The sequence below is a fragment of the Actinosynnema sp. NPDC050801 genome (assembly GCF_040673975.1).
Lineage (GTDB): Bacteria > Actinomycetota > Actinomycetes > Mycobacteriales > Pseudonocardiaceae > Actinosynnema.
Genome location: NZ_JBFAQZ010000007.1, coordinates 201,551 through 216,177 on the forward strand (window position 1 = coordinate 201,551; position 14,627 = coordinate 216,177).

The 14,627-nt window shown below is 66.4% G+C and carries 19 protein-coding genes and 1 tRNA gene; 17 read left to right on the top strand and 3 right to left on the bottom strand.

Annotated features, from left to right (window positions below; genetic code table 11):
* The first annotated feature begins 222 nt into the window (after positions 1 to 222).
* Positions 223 to 1,650 (top strand): hypothetical protein, encoded by a 1,428-nt coding sequence (locus AB0K14_RS18190; RefSeq protein ID WP_360462125.1) that lies wholly within the window; start codon positions 223 to 225, stop codon positions 1,648 to 1,650.
* Here AB0K14_RS18190 and AB0K14_RS18195 read toward each other — a convergent pair.
* Positions 1,647 to 2,915, bottom strand: coding sequence for a hypothetical protein (locus tag AB0K14_RS18195; protein WP_364338319.1), 1,269 nt, complete (start codon positions 2,913 to 2,915; stop codon positions 1,647 to 1,649). The two genes, AB0K14_RS18190 and AB0K14_RS18195, sit on opposite strands and share 4 nt — an antisense overlap.
* A gap of 437 nt (positions 2,916 to 3,352) precedes the next feature.
* On the opposite strand from AB0K14_RS18195, the gene AB0K14_RS18200 reads away from it, so the two are divergent.
* On the top strand, positions 3,353 to 3,679 hold the full coding sequence (locus tag AB0K14_RS18200) for a hypothetical protein (protein WP_360462130.1): 327 nt from the start codon (positions 3,353 to 3,355) through the stop codon (positions 3,677 to 3,679).
* The gene (locus tag AB0K14_RS18205; protein WP_360462133.1) at positions 3,676 to 4,017 is read left to right on the top strand and encodes a hypothetical protein; all 342 of its coding nucleotides are present in this window, start codon (positions 3,676 to 3,678) and stop codon (positions 4,015 to 4,017) included. The genes AB0K14_RS18200 and AB0K14_RS18205 overlap by 4 nt, the downstream gene beginning before the upstream one ends.
* Positions 4,018 to 4,144: 127 nt before the next feature.
* Here the strand turns inward: AB0K14_RS18205 and AB0K14_RS18210 are convergent, their stop codons facing one another.
* On the bottom strand, positions 4,145 to 4,543 hold the full coding sequence (locus AB0K14_RS18210; RefSeq protein WP_360462136.1) for a GntR family transcriptional regulator: 399 nt from the start codon (positions 4,541 to 4,543) through the stop codon (positions 4,145 to 4,147).
* A gap of 135 nt (positions 4,544 to 4,678) precedes the next feature.
* On the opposite strand from AB0K14_RS18210, the gene AB0K14_RS18215 reads away from it, so the two are divergent.
* From AB0K14_RS18215 to AB0K14_RS18265, 11 genes are all read left to right on the top strand, one after another.
* Complete coding sequence (locus tag AB0K14_RS18215; protein ID WP_360462139.1) at positions 4,679 to 5,071, top strand: hypothetical protein; 393 nt, start codon at positions 4,679 to 4,681, stop codon at positions 5,069 to 5,071.
* A 188-nt stretch (positions 5,072 to 5,259) separates the two neighbouring features.
* Positions 5,260 to 5,658 carry a hypothetical protein gene (locus AB0K14_RS18220; protein ID WP_360462142.1) on the top strand — a complete coding sequence of 133 codons (399 nt, stop codon included), beginning with the start codon at positions 5,260 to 5,262 and terminating at the stop codon, positions 5,656 to 5,658.
* Positions 5,633 to 5,893 carry a hypothetical protein gene (locus AB0K14_RS18225; RefSeq protein ID WP_360462145.1) on the top strand — a complete coding sequence of 87 codons (261 nt, stop codon included), beginning with the start codon at positions 5,633 to 5,635 and terminating at the stop codon, positions 5,891 to 5,893. Before AB0K14_RS18220 ends, AB0K14_RS18225 begins: the two co-directional genes overlap by 26 nt.
* Entirely contained in the window at positions 5,893 to 6,114 is a 222-nt protein-coding gene (locus AB0K14_RS18230; RefSeq protein ID WP_360462148.1) for a hypothetical protein, read from the top strand. The genes AB0K14_RS18225 and AB0K14_RS18230 overlap by 1 nt, the downstream gene beginning before the upstream one ends.
* A gap of 81 nt (positions 6,115 to 6,195) precedes the next feature.
* Positions 6,196 to 7,578 (top strand): FtsK/SpoIIIE domain-containing protein, encoded by a 1,383-nt coding sequence (locus AB0K14_RS18235; RefSeq protein ID WP_360462151.1) that lies wholly within the window; start codon positions 6,196 to 6,198, stop codon positions 7,576 to 7,578.
* Positions 7,579 to 7,667: 89 nt separating this feature from the next.
* Positions 7,668 to 8,081, top strand: a complete 414-nt coding sequence (locus AB0K14_RS18240; protein WP_360462153.1) for a hypothetical protein — start codon at positions 7,668 to 7,670, stop codon at positions 8,079 to 8,081.
* Positions 8,082 to 8,121: 40 nt separating this feature from the next.
* Positions 8,122 to 8,367: a transcriptional regulator gene (locus AB0K14_RS18245; protein WP_360462155.1), complete on the top strand. Its 246-nt coding sequence runs from the start codon at positions 8,122 to 8,124 to the stop codon at positions 8,365 to 8,367.
* Positions 8,342 to 9,109, top strand: a complete 768-nt coding sequence (locus tag AB0K14_RS18250; RefSeq protein WP_360462158.1) for a hypothetical protein — start codon at positions 8,342 to 8,344, stop codon at positions 9,107 to 9,109. Before AB0K14_RS18245 ends, AB0K14_RS18250 begins: the two co-directional genes overlap by 26 nt.
* Before the next feature lie 18 nt (positions 9,110 to 9,127).
* Positions 9,128 to 10,474 carry a replication initiator gene (locus tag AB0K14_RS18255; RefSeq protein WP_360462161.1) on the top strand — a complete coding sequence of 449 codons (1,347 nt, stop codon included), beginning with the start codon at positions 9,128 to 9,130 and terminating at the stop codon, positions 10,472 to 10,474.
* Positions 10,471 to 10,650, top strand: coding sequence for a helix-turn-helix domain-containing protein (locus AB0K14_RS18260; RefSeq protein ID WP_230566308.1), 180 nt, complete (start codon positions 10,471 to 10,473; stop codon positions 10,648 to 10,650). Before AB0K14_RS18255 ends, AB0K14_RS18260 begins: the two co-directional genes overlap by 4 nt.
* A complete protein-coding gene (locus tag AB0K14_RS18265) occupies positions 10,650 to 11,825 on the top strand; it encodes a site-specific integrase (RefSeq protein WP_364338325.1) in 1,176 nt (391 codons plus the stop codon). The genes AB0K14_RS18260 and AB0K14_RS18265 overlap by 1 nt, the downstream gene beginning before the upstream one ends.
* A gap of 52 nt (positions 11,826 to 11,877) precedes the next feature.
* On the opposite strand, the gene AB0K14_RS18270 is transcribed toward AB0K14_RS18265, so the two are convergent.
* Positions 11,878 to 11,953 (bottom strand) — tRNA-Lys (locus AB0K14_RS18270).
* A 125-nt stretch (positions 11,954 to 12,078) separates the two neighbouring features.
* Between AB0K14_RS18270 and AB0K14_RS18275 the strand changes: the two genes are divergently transcribed.
* From AB0K14_RS18275 to AB0K14_RS18285, 3 genes are all read left to right on the top strand, one after another.
* Entirely contained in the window at positions 12,079 to 12,975 is an 897-nt protein-coding gene (locus AB0K14_RS18275) for an exodeoxyribonuclease III (protein WP_360452519.1), read from the top strand.
* 76 nt (positions 12,976 to 13,051) lie between these two features.
* Positions 13,052 to 13,282 (top strand): hypothetical protein, encoded by a 231-nt coding sequence (locus AB0K14_RS18280; RefSeq protein ID WP_360452521.1) that lies wholly within the window; start codon positions 13,052 to 13,054, stop codon positions 13,280 to 13,282.
* 47 nt (positions 13,283 to 13,329) lie between these two features.
* Positions 13,330 to 14,550: a hypothetical protein gene (locus AB0K14_RS18285; protein ID WP_360452523.1), complete on the top strand. Its 1,221-nt coding sequence runs from the start codon at positions 13,330 to 13,332 to the stop codon at positions 14,548 to 14,550.
* Positions 14,551 to 14,627: the final 77 nt, after the last annotated feature.

The following is a 14,627-nucleotide window of genomic DNA, read 5'->3' on the forward strand; positions in this document are numbered from 1 at the left end:
TGTGGGACGGCCTCCGGTGCCTCGCGTGTCGCGCCCGTGGGCCGCCAGGCCCACGTTGGCGCGACCGAGGACATCGCCGGAGGCTGTCCCACAACGGCTCAAAGGACACGAACGGCCAGCGGCCCCCGGAGGGGGCCGCCTTGATGAAGAAAAGAAACTCTGAACACAGGATGATCGGGTGTATCTTCCTATAGACACTCCGGCCACCGTGAAGGACTTGTAATGAGCACAACTGAAAGCTTCGAAATCAGCGCAGTGATAAATCGAAGCCCAAGGCCACGAGTTCTCATCCTTGGCTTCAAGGCGGACGTGCCCGAAAAAGACGCAAGCGACACCCAACCTGAGATCGTAAGCCAAGTGCGTGAGTTTGCCCCTACAGTTCGATACATTACCAACTTTGCGCAGGTTCGACAGGACGAGTGGGATGCGGTAGTAACCGACAGGCCGCTGTGGCGCAACGTGAATAACGGCATGAGTTCCGGCAAGGTCGAGCTTCTTGCACCCCATCTTTGCGTCGTTTACGTCGAAACCCGTCCGTTCGTTCGAAAGACCATTGAGGACAGGCGTGCCTGGAATCACCGGATTGAGATGGCCGATAACCATATCTCGCAAGAATTTGCCCGAGTGCGCGACTTGCCCGACTCGATTGCCAGTTTGGTTCACGAAGAACTTGAGCCGGTGCTGAAACGGCGGGCGGTGCACTGCTATTTCAAAGCCGAGCGGAAGGTTGCTCGCTCTTCTGGCTCTTTCCAGGCAAGTATCTCTTATGAAGATAAGACTGTGTATGAGAACGTTGCACTTGAGCCGTTCTCCGTAAGCGCTGATCGAAAAATTCTAGCTGGCAGGTATCGTCGTAGTGCAGAATCCGAGGCTTGGATCTTACCTGGCGACGTTTTGAATCTTTCTCGATGGATTCGAGTGGCACTATCTGAGTGGCATAACCTGGCGCCCGACAGGTTTCCTGCACTTCCCGACTGGTCAAGCCGGGCGGAATGGTCGACACGTAAAGAACGGGAATTGCGCCAGCAACTCTTGACTCTTGAGCAAGTACGTCATGCGGCTCTCCGCAAATTTGAAGAGGAAGAGGATAAACTTAAACTCGATCTTCAGGTGGCCAAGGCGGCGGCTGACGAGTACGAACGATCCCTTCTTCTGGATCAAGATGAGCCACTGAAACGATCCGTAGCGCAAGCATTTTCCGAGCTGGGGTTCAATGTACATGATTCTGACTCGACTGCGGCAAAGGATGATCACCTGGAAGATCTTCAGATTCAAGACCCCAGCTGTACAGGTTGGGTTGCTCTCGTCGAGGTAAAGGGGTACGGGAAGGGAGCAAAGACCGAAGCTCTAACGCAGTTTGTGCGTTTCGTCGGTAGGTTCACTCACGCCAACGGTCGCACGCCCGATGCGCTCTGGTATGTAGTCAACCAATTCAAAGGCAAAGACCCCTCAGTTCGCCAACCGGCGCTGCACGGGAAGAATGAAGACGTGGCTGCTTTTGCGTCCGCAGGAGGCCTCGTAGTAGACACTGTCGAGCTGTTCGGTCTGCTATCTGCGGTGCGAGACGGTCTGATTAGCCACGAACGAGCGCGCGAAGTACTCCGCAATTCGCGTGGGCGATTCTTGATGAAAGACTTGAATGGCCCTTAGCTACGTGGTCCCATCAGAGGAAGAAGTGCTCCTGAAACGTCCAAGAATTCGCGAATAGCAGATGATTCACGATGATCCCGCAAACGGCTACGCAGGTCTGCGACCGCTTCAACGGATCGTGAGGATTTTACGGTAACGGCGAGTTTGGCGGCGGCCATGCCTGCGGAGGCGGCGGCTTCTAGGTCGTGGTTGTCGAGGGCGGAGCGGGAGAGAGCGGCTTGAGCCATGGAACCTCGGCGGGCTCGGTTTTGGCGCTCTGACTCCGTGATGGATAGGCGGGCGAAGTGGGCGGTTTCGTCTGGACGTTCGAGGTCTCGGAAGGTGTGGGCGTATTCGCCGTTGAGGTAGGCGTGGTCGATGAACCTTGCCCACTCAGGTTCGTTGTCGTGGTCGACGTTGGCGTACGCGGTCTCGGAGAGGTGGACGCTGCGGGCTGCGGCCTTGGCATCGCCCATCGCGCCCTCGGCACGCGCCTGAAGCGCCCACAGGTCGGCTAGGCAAGCGTCGGAGTGGCCTTGGGCTAGTCCGGCTCGGCCTGCCTTGGCAAGTTGCACGGCGTGGTCTGGGTGGCCGGTGAGGGTCGCCTGGTCGGAGAGGCCGGCGAGGACGTGTGCGCCGAGTTCGGGGCTGCTGGCGGCTTGAGCCAGGCGCAGGGACTGGATCAGGTAGCGCTGGGCCAGGGAGTGTTCGCCGTTGTCGAAGGCCATCCAGCCGAGTAGGTAGAGCTGTTCCGCGGCTGCCTCGTAGAGGGCGCGGCCGGTTTCGGTGTCGGGGTCGTTCGACTTGAGCAACGGCACTACGTGGGAGGTCAGGTAGGTGGAGAGCTGTTCGCGGGCGTGGCCTCCGCCGCGCATGACATCCAGTTCCTGGAAGACGCCGAAGGTACGGCGGATCGCCTCGACTTGCTCGCTGCTGATCTTTCCTCGGGCTGTGCCTGCCTCGTCCAGCGTGGCCAGCAACCAGTCGCGGCTAGGTGCGATGGATGCGGCGACGCTGAACAGCGCGCCCGTGAGGAAGGTCCTGCGCTCCATGTCGTGCCTCCCGAGTTCGGCAACGACTTCCACCGTAGACGGGAGCGACGGCGCGTACGAGAGTCCAAGGTCAGCTAGTGACTTTTCTTGCGCCTCATGGGTTTCCGTATCGCGGACGTCGTGCACTCCCCCGTTGAACCAGCGGAGGTGATGAGGTATGCGGAGGGCGTTGCACCAGCGCTCCAGCCGATCGAGGTCGGTGACTGGGCGGCGAAGGCGCTCGATCTCGCTCACCCGACCTTGCGTGAGGTCGAGCCACGCCGCGAGGGTGGCTTGCGGAAGCGTGGGGCTCTGGGCCTGGCGGTAGGCGCGGAAGACCTGGCCGATGTTGCGGGACTCGAACGCCTCGCGGAGCGTGGGCTTGGCCCAGAACTCCGGTGGCGGCGTCGGGGCGTGGAGTGTAGAAGCCGCGGTGCAGCGGCCACAGTGTTCGCCCCGGTTGTCACTGGCTAGCCAGGTGTCACACGTGCGGCAGCGTCGCTTGGACGTGGTCACGTGGCTGTTCACCCCCTGATCAATCTGCGCCTACTTCGGAGTGTAACTCGGCGATTACCGCGCAGACCTGGGGTTAGTGGTGACGCCGATATCCGATCAGTCATTGGTATGGGATCGATCTCCCGCCCGCGTGAATCTGGTCGAGCAAGTCCCAGGTGTACACGGAGGTCGAACTGATGGGGATGTACTTGCTCCTCCAGCCGGAGGAGGACGCCGAGTCGGCGTTGGTGGAACGGGCGCAGGGGCATCCGTCCCTGGTCATCTCGTCCGGTGATGCGCGGCTGACGGTGCAGATCGCCGGACGTGAGGGCGGGGCCCAGCTCGCGATCAGCTTCGCGCGTGAGCTGGCGGAGTCGGCCACGCAGTTCGCCGACCGCTGCGAAGCGCTCACCAAGCTCGCACCGCTCGACTTCGAGCACTTGAGCGCCTTGGTGGGCACGACTCCCGACGAGGTGGACGCGCTGACGGCTTCGAGGCGCGAGGACGAGGTGATTGACCGGTGAACGGGGTCGAAGACCTGAAGCCGTTGTGCGGTGAAGCGGAGTTCGCGGGCCTGTTGGACACGATGGTGACGACGGCTCCGCCGCGAGTGTTCGCCGTGGTTCAGGAGTTCGGCGAACGCTTGAACGCGTGGGTTGTCGCGTGGGGCTTTGCGTTCGAGGACCGTGCGGAGGTCTTTGCGGTGGATGACCACTCCCGCATGAGTCTGGGGAAGCCCGAGAACGCGCTGCACCTGTTCAGCAGCAAGCGCCACCAGCTGAGGGCACGTCTGGTCTGGCTGCCCGATGTCGCCGAGCGTGCCGAGCCGGAGACGGCGGAGGTGGCTACCTGCTCGGTGTAGCGGTCGAGGTCCGGGTTCGGCGGGAACGGCAATGGGGGCGTGGTGTCTGACGAGGGCGAGTGGACGGCGGAGGACTGGCGGGATCTCCACGCCCAGGCCTCCGAACTCCTGGTGCGCCTGGAGGACCTCAGTGATCGGCTGAGTCGGGTCGAGGCTCGTCTGGAGTGGTCCCGAAAATCTCAGCCTCGACAGCGGCGACGCGCCGGCTGAGGTCGTCCAGGACCGAGTTGATGCGGTCGAACATCTGCCGAAGCTCATGCGGTGAGGGCACGTCGTCCCCCGCATGGGCTTCGGGCTTCTTCACCACGATGGTGCCCTCGCCCTGGCGGGAGATGACCAGTCCTTCGTTGCGGAGCTGGTCCAGCGCCTTCTGCAACGTCATCACGGCGCGGCCGTACTTGGTCTGAAGCTCGGTCAGGGACGGGAGCTTGTCGCCGACCTCGACCTCGTCGGACGCGATGTAGTGGCGCAGGTCGTCTGCGATCTGCTGGTACGCAGGTCGGCGGTCGGTTGCGTCGGGGCGCATGGACAGACTGTAGCGATAGAGCTAGCACTGCTGGAAGTCACTCGATCGGCCTAGTGTCTCATACAGCTCTACTAGCTATGTTGGTTGTAGTGACAGGGCGACGACGGGTCGTCCTGTGGAAGTGGAGGTACCGAGATGGCGCTTCAGGACTTGCCGGTGATGCTGAACGGCTACCGGCTGATGATCACCGAGGCTCCTGCGGCGAAGATGCGCGAGGCCGACGACGGCACGGTGACGCCGGTGGTCGACCGCACTTCGGGCGAGGTGCAGTACGTGGTGACGTTGTTCGCCAAGCCGTTGCCGGTGGAGGGCCGGAAGGCGGGCAAGGGCGAGGAGATTCGCGTCAACCTGCCCGGTGACCCCGGCGAGGGGTTCGAAGAGGGCATGTACGTGGAGCTGGTCAACGCGGTGGTGAACACCTACGAGATCCCGGACCGCGTGGACCCGCGCAAGATCGCCTCGGCCGGTCTGTGGTTCAAGGCGGCTGGCCTGAAGCCGGTGGCACGACCGGTGCGCAGCGCGGCCTGATTCCTGCCGCCGTGATCTGACTATTCCCAAGCTCCTGCTCGGGGCTGCCTGATCTTTCTCAATTCCACAGTGGGTAGAGCCATGCCTGAATCCGGCGCTTGCTCGATGAGCGCCGGGGTTTTCGGTGATCCCGGAGTCGGCCTCGTCGGTTCCGGGTTCGCCGTGGTCCCCGTTATCGGAGGTGGGTTGTGCTCGAAGTCAACGACTACCCGGTCAAGGTCGAAGTCGGTCCTCCGGAAGGAACGGAGTTGAAGGAAGCGATGACCGCGCTCGGCCGGATCTGTTCGCAAGGTGACGGCTACGTGCTGACCGTGCGCTCTCGGCGCGTCTTCCGTGCTGTCGGGTCGCGCGGGATGCGGCGGTCAGCGGCGTGGGAGACAGCAGCGGTTCACCGGCTCGGCAATCTCGGCTTGATCTTCCCCGTGTCGGAGCCGGTGGTCTTGCGGACCGGAGCCGTGCACGCCCCTGTCAACCTGCTGCTCCCTACCGAGTTGGGGTTCGACGTGGCAGAAGCGTGGCGCGAGCTGACGGGACCGGCTGTGCACGAGGAGGGAGGTGTGGATGGCAGGACGAAACAAGCGAGCTGAGGAACGGTACGCGAACCTCGTCAACGCGATCGACTTCGTGACCGAGCAGTTCGGCCCGTTGGACAAGCTGATCGCCAAGATGAAGGAGAACCCTTCTCCGCCGGGTTCGTGGCGGGTCACTCCGCCTGACGAGTTGAAGAAGTTGCTCGCCACGGTTCAGCAGAGCCTGACGAACCTCAAAGACCAAGCGGCTCGCTATGAGACCGAGCTCAAGACTCGGGAGTGGAAGGTCTGATGTCACAGGAATTGACCACGGCTCTGGAATGCCTGGACAAGTCCATGCGGCAACTGCGCCTGGCCATGATGGACGTCCCGTACAGGCGGGAGGGGTTCAAGAGCCAGCACAACGCGTTCGCGCGGTCGGTCGCGGTTCTGCGGACTTCGTTGTCCTACTCGCGTTCGCAGCTCGAACCGCCGTCGGCTCGTCGGCGTCGGCGGGGCAGTCCGCGCAAGTAACGCATGTCCACGTCATGGCAACGGCCGATCACTGCTCCCCGGTGGTCGGCCGTTGCCGTGCCTGACCTGAGGAAACAACGTATGTCGCAAACAACTACGGGCGCGTCCCGTCGCTCAGTCGGGTGGGAGTTCCGCACAGCACGGTGGTTCGTCCGCCACCCCGGCGCGGTGGTCGGTCCGGGTGGGCTTGGTGCCTCGGTGGTCGAGTTCGGGCCTGAGGTGACCGGTGGTGTTCTCGTCGGTCTGGCCGTGGGCACCGCGGCTTGGTACCGGGCGCATCCGGACACCTTCGACACGTGGGCCGCTCCGGTGCTGAGGGCGTGGCGGCGTCGGTGGGCCGGTGCCTACACGGGTCGTCGTTGGGTGAACCTGATGGGCTCGTGCGGGTTGACCACGGTGCACTACCGGACCGGGGAAGTCTTGGTGCCGCGTGTGCTGCGGATTCGGTCCTGGTCGCCCTCGATCGACGTGGTGCGGGTGCGCCTGGTGCCCGGTCAGGCGTTGCGGGCGTTCGCGGCGGTGCTGCCGGAACTGGCGGCGACGCTCAAGGCCGAACGGGTCGCGGTCGAGCAAGGCAAGCCCGGTGAGGTCGTGCTGATCATCCAGCGCGACGAGCCGTTCGACCGGGTCATCCCCGCGCCTGCCATGCCGGAATCGTCGGATGGGGTGGACCTGCGGTCGTTGTGCCTGGGTGAGACGGAGCTGGGTGGGGAATGGCGTGAGCCGCTGATCGGCACGCATCACCTGACGGCCGGTGCCACTGGTGCGGGCAAGAACTCGGTGGTCATGGCGAAGCTGCGGGCCGTCGCGCCGATGATCCGGGACGGGTTGGTGCGGCCGTGGGTGTGTGATCCGAAGTTGTTCGAGTTCGTGGCGCTCAAGCCGATCCTCGACGGCCGGTACGCGGACAACCCGGAGGACTGCGCCGAGTTGATCGAGCGATTTGTCGACAACATGCAGCGCAAGCAGAAGCGGTTGCAGCGCAGGGGGAAGCGTTCGGTTCCGGTGTCGCGTGAGCATCCGGTGGACTGGCTGATCCTCGATGAGGTCGGCTTCCTGATGTCGTACAACTCCGAGTACGCACACGAGATCACCAACGCCTGCGCGGTGATCTCCTCGATGGGCCGCGCCACCAACGACGTGCTCGACGTGTACGTGCAGGAGCCGTCCAAGGACGTGCTCCCGATCCGCGACCTGCTCCCGCACCGGGTGTGCCTGCGGGTGACCTCCGAGCGGCACCCGGACATGGTCCTCGGTGAGGGTGCCCGTGAGCGTGGCGCGATCGCCGACGAGATCCCGGCCGACCCGTCCAGCGCCGGTATCGGCTACCGCGTCGACCCGCGTTCCCGCACCCCTCGCCGGGTGCGTGCGGCCTACACCAGCGACCAGGACATCGACGAATTGGTCGCCTTTGTCAAGGCGGGTCCGGCCGACTCCGGTTCGGGCCTGCGCGTCGTCGCCTGACCTCATCACTCACTGACTTACGGAGCTTTGCCATGCCCTCGAACAGCCCTCAATCGCTGGACCGGATCATCCGTACCCTGCGGTCGCTCATGCGATCCACGAGCTTGCCCCGGCCGGACCGGGTGTTCATCTCGACTGTGACCCGCTCGGTTCAGGTCGAGTTCGCCTCCGGCACGGCATCCGACCGGTTGGGCTCGCTGCTGCTGTGGGTGACCCGCCTGGACGGCGTGACACTCACCTGGTCCCTGCACGCGGACCACACCCTGATCGTGACGGCCACAGCCCGGAACGCGGCGGGCTTGAGGTTCGACCTGACCGCCTTGGCGGCCGTCTCGGACTTCGACGGCGTCCCCGGTCGTGGCGGCTCGGTGGTTCTGGCCGGGACGTTCCACCTGGTGCCCTCGGTGGCCGAGTCGGTGACCTTCGAGGAGGTTGCCCGCCTGGTCCGCCTCGGCCGCGCGGTGGCTGCTCGTCGCCGCGTGGCCGGGGCAACGGCTGCGTGAGCGGGCGACCATGCCGCACACGATCAAGCTTCGCACCGACGTGTTCACCAAGGCCGCTCGGCTCGCCGGCTTCCGGTCGGACTACGCCCTCGCCAAGGCGATGGAGATCAACCGCTCCACGGTCGCCCGTGTGCTGGCCGGTGACTTGCAGCCCGGACCCGCGTTCATCGCCGGGACGCTCTTGGCGCTGACGCCAATGCAGTTCCACGACCTGTTCCACATCGTCCCGGACCAGCGGCGAATGTCTCGGGAGGTGATCGGTGTTCCGGAAGCACAGGACCGATGACCAGGGCGAGACGCGCACCGTGCAGAAGCTGCGAGCCCGTCTCGCCGAGTCCCACCAGCTGCATGACCTGACCTCGGACCCGCTGTTGCACGCCGTCCGCTTGGAGCGCTTCCGCGTCTCGGTCACCCGCTCCATGTGGTTCTTCCTCGCCCTGGGCCTGGGCTTCACCACCACCGGCGTGCACGAGTTCCTAGCCGGACACCTGACGCCGGTCGCCGCGTTGTGGTGGGGAGCGTGGCTGGTCGAGCCAGCCTTGGCGGGCATCCTCGTCACGCTCCTGCGCTGGGAAGCCGAGATGCTGACCCACGGCCAGGCCGTCGACGCCGCTCCGGTCGTTTGGCTCAAGCGGCTCCTGCTCGGCGCAACCCTGATCACCAACGTGTGGTCATCGCTGCACCCGCCCTCCGGTCAAGTCGAGTACGGCGTGGTCTTCCTCCACGTCGTCGTGCCGCTGGTCGTGTTCCTCCTCGCCGAAGTCATGCCGGTCATCCAGCACCGCTGCAACGCCGCCCGTGACCGCGTGATGGCCACTGCTGCACCGATGTCGACCACCGCCACCACGGCTCTCAACGCTCCCCGCGCGGCGCTCAAGCTCCCGGCCCACCTGCAAGCCGTCCTCGGCACCAAAGCCGCTGAGGTCCGCGAACAGGGCCGCGTCATCACTCCAGCCGACGTGCAAGCCGCGGTGAACGTCCCGGACGCCTTCGCGGCCCAACTCGCCGACCAGCTCAACGCCGCCTGACTACGGAAAGGAGGGCCTTTGGTCCTCACACTCGAAGATCGCATCGCCGACCGGGTCCAACGGGCCGACTACCGGGACTGGCGCGATCGCGTTACCGCCACTGGCGGGTGCCTCGCGCCGATCCGCCTGTTCGGAGCCTGGCAGCTCCACAACCTCGACAGCAGCAGAGTCCTCGCCCATCTTGGCGGCGACGTGATGGTGCCGTGCGGGAACCGCCGCGCCTCCGTGTGCCCCTCGTGTTCCGACCGATACGCGGCGGACGCCTTTCACCTCATGCGAGCGGGCCTGTCCGGCGGCAGCAAGGGCGTATCGGAGACCGTCGCCGAGAAGCCGCGTGTGTTCGCCACCCTGACCGCGCCATCGTTCGGTGCGGTCCACAACCGGCCGACCACCGCCAGTGGGAAGGCACGGCCGTGTACGGGGTGCGGGGCGTTCCACCACCCTGATGACCCTCGCATCGGCGGCGCGGTCAACCCGGACACCTACGACTATGTCGGAGCGGTGTTGTGGCAGGCACACGCAGGGAAGCTGTGGCACCGGTTCACCATTGCCCTACGGCGCTCCTTGGCCCGTGCCGCAGGGCTCACGGTGCGGGACTTCAAGAACCACGCGCGGCTCTCGTACGCCAAGGTCGCCGAGTACCAGCGGCGCGGCTTGGTCCACTTCCACGCCGTCATCCGGATCGACGGCCCTGACGGCTCACACGACCCGGCGCCTGCGTGGGCGACCGTGGACCTGGTCGACCACGCGGTTCGGGCCGCTGCCCGCTCCGTCCTGGTCGAGTCGTTCCGGCCGGATGGCACGGTGATCGACCTGGTCTGGGGTGAACAGGTCGACGTGCGCCCCATCCGGGCTGCCTCGGCGCACCAGGTCGAGGACGACAGCGGGGCGATCAGTGACGGCAAGCTCGCTGCCTACGTCGCCAAGTACGCCACCAAAGGCACCGGAGCGCGTGACACGCCTGACCGGCCGATCCGGTCGCAACTCGACATCGACCACCTGCGGGTCTCCGACCACCACCGACGCATGATCCAGACCGGCTGGGACCTCGGTGGCCTGCACTTCTACGACGAACTGAACCTGCGGAAGTGGGCGCACATGCTCGGCTTCCGGGGCCACTTCCTGACCAAGTCCAAGCACTACTCGACCACCTTCAAGCGCATCCGTGAGGACCGGCGGGCCTTCCGGGCGGCCGAAACGCTCGAACGGCTCGGCCTGGCGGCCGACGAGGTGATCGTCGTCAACGACTGGGCCTATGCGGGCTCCGGCTACGCCAACGACGCGGAGCGCGAACTGGCCTCCGGCATCGCCGAACGCCTCCGCGCACAACGCCAACGCCGATACACAGAGGAGGACGCAGCGTGAACGAAATCTGGGACATCGAACAGGTGGCGGCCTACCTCCGCATCCCGGTCAACACCATCTACCAGTGGCGGACCAGGAAGTACGGCCCTCCTGGTCGACGGGTCGGCAAGCACCTGCGCTTCAACTCGGCGGACGTCAAGGCGTGGTTCGAGTCGCTTCCGACCGAGGCGGCCTGATGGGCAGAAGACCGATGCCGGTCGGCACCTACGGCAAGATCAGGGTCGAGAGCAGCGGTCCTAAGCGGTACCGGGCTCGCTGTCGGTACCGCGACTTCAACGGCAAGGTCTACGACGTCGAGCGCATGGGCACCAGCCGCACGAACGCCGAGAACAACCTCAAGGCGGCCATCCGCGACTGGGTGACACCCGTAGCGGGAGCGACCGTCACGGCGAGCACCAGGTTCCGCGACGTCGCCGCACGGTGGCTGGCCGAGCTGGTGCGCGACGCCGAACGGGAGTTCCGCTCCTGGGGCACCATCGACACGTACCGCAATCGGCTCGAAGGGCTCGTGCTCCCCGCCGTGGGTGATCTGCGGATGAACGAGCTGTCCACGCCGATCCTCGACGCCCTGTGCAAGAAGGTCCGGGACAACTCCAGCGCCAGCTCGGCGAAGACCGTGAGGGCCGTCCTGAGCGGTGTCTGTGCCTACGCGGTGCGGCACGGGGCGCTTGACGCCAACCCGGCGCGGGAGATCACCCGGCTGGAGAGCAAGCGGGCGAAGAACCGGCCGCAGAAGTCGCGGGCGTTGACCGCGGTTGAGGTGCTCGACCTGCTCAAGAGGCTGGACCAGGACGAGCGGGCGGCGAAGGACGACCTGCCGGACTTGGTCCGGTTCTTCCTGGGCACCGGGGAGCGGACGGGGGAGGCGTTGGGGGCGCACTGGCCGGACTTCAACGCGGAGGCACGGGAGCTGGCGATGTCCGGGAACGTCATCCGGGTGCGTGGGCGGGGAAGGATCGTGAATCGGGGTAAGACGGAGAACGCCGAGCGACCGATTCCGCTGCCGGATTGGTGTGTGGCGATGCTGGCGGAAAGGCGAGCGAAGGCGGCCGACCTCGACGGCCCGATCTTCCCCAGTTCGACCGGAACGATCCGTGAAGCAACCAACGTCCGCAATCGCGCCTGGAAGCCGTTCATCGCACGGGCGGGCTACGAATGGGTGACTTTCCGAACCTTCCGGAGGACGGTCGCGACGCTGCTGGACGAGGCGGGGTTGACGGCGAGGCAGATCGCCGACCTGCTCGGTCACTCCCGGCCGTCGATGACGCAGGACGTCTACATGGGCCGCCGGTCACCGGGGCGTGCGGCGGCGGACGCGCTCGGGGCGGTCATCACCGTAAGTGAGGGGTAAATGGGGGATTCGACTTCGCTGAACCCCGGCCCGACCGCTTGACCAGTGAGTTTGGTGGGCCGCCAGGGACTCGAACCCTGAACCCGAAGATTAAAAGTCTCCTGCTCTGCCAATTGAGCTAGCAGCCCTTGCGCACAGCTTACCGAGGGCATGGCCGCCTGCCATCGGGGTGGTCGGATGGCAGGTGTGGCCGCCGTCACGTGGGGCGACGTGGTCGAGCGCGGGGGTGGGTGGTGCGGACTACCGTGGAGCGGTGCGGGTGGCTACGTGGAACGTGAACTCGGTCAAGCAGCGGTTGCCCCGGTTCTTGCCGTGGCTCGACCAGAGGCGGCCCGATGTGGTCTGCCTGCAGGAGACCAAGCTCGCCGACGACGCCTTCACCGCGCTGCTCGGCGACGAGCTGGCGGGCCGCGGGTACGAGGTGGCGGTGCACGGTGAGGGCCGGTGGAACGGGGTCGCGATCCTGTCCCGGGTCGGGTTGGACGACGTGGTGACGGGGTTGGTGGACGGGCCCGGGTTCCCGCACCCCGAGGCGCGGGCGGTGGCGGCGACGTGCGGTGGGGTGCGGGTGCACTCGGTCTACGTGCCCAACGGGCGGGAGCCGGAGTCCGACCACTACCACTACAAGCTGGCGTGGCTGGCGGCGTTGCGGGACGTGGTGGCGGCGGGTCCGGAGGATGCGGTGGTGTGCGGTGACGTCAACATCGCGCCCACGGACGCCGACGTGTTCGACCCGGCCGCGTACGTCGGCCACACGCACGTGACGGCACCGGAACGGGAGGCGTTGGCGGCGCTGCGGGCGGTCGGGCTGCACGACGTGGTCCGCGACCGGTGGCCCGGCGAGCGGGTCTTCACCTACTGGGACTACCGGGCCGGCATGTTCCACCAGGACCTCGGCATGCGCATCGACCTGGTGCTGGCGTCCGCCCCGGTGGCGGCACGGGTGGAGGCGGCGTGGGTGGACCGGCACGCGCGCAAGGGCACCGGGCCCAGCGATCACGCGCCCGTCGTCGTCGACCTGGACCGGGCGCCGGACGGTGACATCGGGCCGGTGGTGCCGCCGCCGTCCGCGCCCCGCGCCCGCAAGTCGGTCAAGCTGCCGCAGGCGAAGCAGGCCAAGCAGGCCCAGGTCGAGCCGGGCGAGTCCTAGCCGGCGAGTTCGTGAAAGCCCTCGCCCGGGCGGTCGGCGCGCTGGTCGAGCGACTGGCCGAGGACCGCTGGTCGAAGTGGCCCAACACCCCGAACTGCGCGACCACGTGGACCGGGCCCACTGTGCGATCGCGACCTGGGCACTGCCCCTGATCACCGACCTCGGCTCGACCGACCCGCCCGCCGACCTGGCCCTGCTCCTCGCCGTGGTCGACGGCCTGCTGACCAACCGGCCGGCCGACCCCGGTCCCCGCTTCGACCCGACCACCGCCGTCCGCGCGGTACTTCGGGGGATTCTCGCCGGCTGACCGCTCCGCCATCATGTGCCCGATCCACGACCCGGAGGGTGGCGACGGTGACCGACCACGTGACGCAGGCTTACCTGGACGACGAGAGCCTGCACGGGGTGATGGGACGGCTGGACCTGCCGCCCGCCCTGCGCGACGCCTACGGCCACCGGCTGGTCGACCGGCCGTTCTTCCTGGACGAGTACACGGCGCACAGCATCGCGGCCGACGTGCTGGACTTCTTCGAGCTCCTGTTCGCCCTGCCGCGCAAGTTGTTCGACGGCAGCTTCACGCGGTTCGCCGAGGCGCTGGGCATCCCGCCCGCGGAGGCCGCGATCATGACCACCGAACGCCCGCCGATGCACGGCCGCGCGGACATCTACCGCGTCGGCGACGACTTCCGGCTGCTGGAGATCAACGCGGGCTCGCAGCTCGGCGGCACGGACCTGGGCGAGCTCTCCCGCGTCATCCACGAGGACCCGGGGTTCCAGCCGTTCGTGCGCGAGCACGACCTCCGCTACTTCAACCCGGTGGAGAAGCTGCTCGACGCCGTGGGTCGCGACCGCACCATCGCGTTCCTCGAAGAGGGCGGGATGCTGACCAGGTTCGCCAAGGGTTTCGCGAGCTTCAAGGAGACCTGCGCACGGCTGGGCGTCGACCTGCTGCTCGGCGAACTCCACGAGCTGACCGAGCGCAACGGCTACCTCTACCTGAACGGCACGAAGCTGGACGTGGTGGTGCGCTACTTCTCCGCTACCCAGGCCGTGGGTTACGCCGAGCTGCTCACCAAGGGCCACCGCACCGAGCTCTACACACCGCTGTCGAGCTACTACTACGGCAGCAAGTCGACCATCGCCCTGCTGTCCGAGCACCGCGAGAAGCTGACCGATGACGAGAAGGCGTTGGTGGACCGGTTGGTGCCGTGGACCCGCCGCCTGCGCGACGTCCCACGGGATCGACTGCGCGCGGATCGGGAGAACCTGATCGTCAAGGCGGCGGGCGGGTTCGCGGGCGCGGGCGTGCACCCCGGTTGGTTGATGACCGACCGCGAGTGGGTGGAAGTGCTCGACGACGTCCGCGGGCAGGCGTACGTCGTGCAGGAACGCGTGCGGCCCACGCCCGATGTCGTGCCCGGCGACGACCGGCCGTGGTTGACGACGTGGGGTTGGTTCGTGACCGACCAGGGGTTCGCGGGCATGAGCATCCGGTCCATGCCGTTCGCCGACGGCGCGGTGGTCAGCTACGCCGGCAACCCGGCGACGAGGGTGTCCGGCCTGCTCGTGCACTGATCGGGGTGGCGCGACCGCGTTGCGTGATTCCCCTCCGGTTCCCGCCGAAGTCGGGTTAGGGTCCCGGAAAAGGGGGT

What these genes read in the sequence shown, in the direction of transcription:
- AB0K14_RS18265 (WP_364338325.1), top strand. Translation starts at nt 10,650, where the DNA reads ATGGGCAGAAGACCGATGCCGGTCGGCACCTACGGCAAGATCAGGGTC.
- AB0K14_RS18230 (WP_360462148.1), top strand. Translation starts at nt 5,893, where the DNA reads ATGTCACAGGAATTGACCACGGCTCTGGAATGCCTGGACAAGTCCATG.
- AB0K14_RS18190 (WP_360462125.1), top strand. Translation starts at nt 223, where the DNA reads ATGAGCACAACTGAAAGCTTCGAAATCAGCGCAGTGATAAATCGAAGC.
- AB0K14_RS18215 (WP_360462139.1), top strand. Translation starts at nt 4,679, where the DNA reads ATGGCGCTTCAGGACTTGCCGGTGATGCTGAACGGCTACCGGCTGATG.
- AB0K14_RS18200 (WP_360462130.1), top strand. Translation starts at nt 3,353, where the DNA reads ATGGGGATGTACTTGCTCCTCCAGCCGGAGGAGGACGCCGAGTCGGCG.
- AB0K14_RS18240 (WP_360462153.1), top strand. Translation starts at nt 7,668, where the DNA reads ATGCGATCCACGAGCTTGCCCCGGCCGGACCGGGTGTTCATCTCGACT.
- AB0K14_RS18235 (WP_360462151.1), top strand. Translation starts at nt 6,196, where the DNA reads ATGTCGCAAACAACTACGGGCGCGTCCCGTCGCTCAGTCGGGTGGGAG.
- AB0K14_RS18210 (WP_360462136.1), bottom strand. Translation starts at nt 4,543, where the DNA reads ATGCGCCCCGACGCAACCGACCGCCGACCTGCGTACCAGCAGATCGCA.
- AB0K14_RS18225 (WP_360462145.1), top strand. Translation starts at nt 5,633, where the DNA reads ATGGCAGGACGAAACAAGCGAGCTGAGGAACGGTACGCGAACCTCGTC.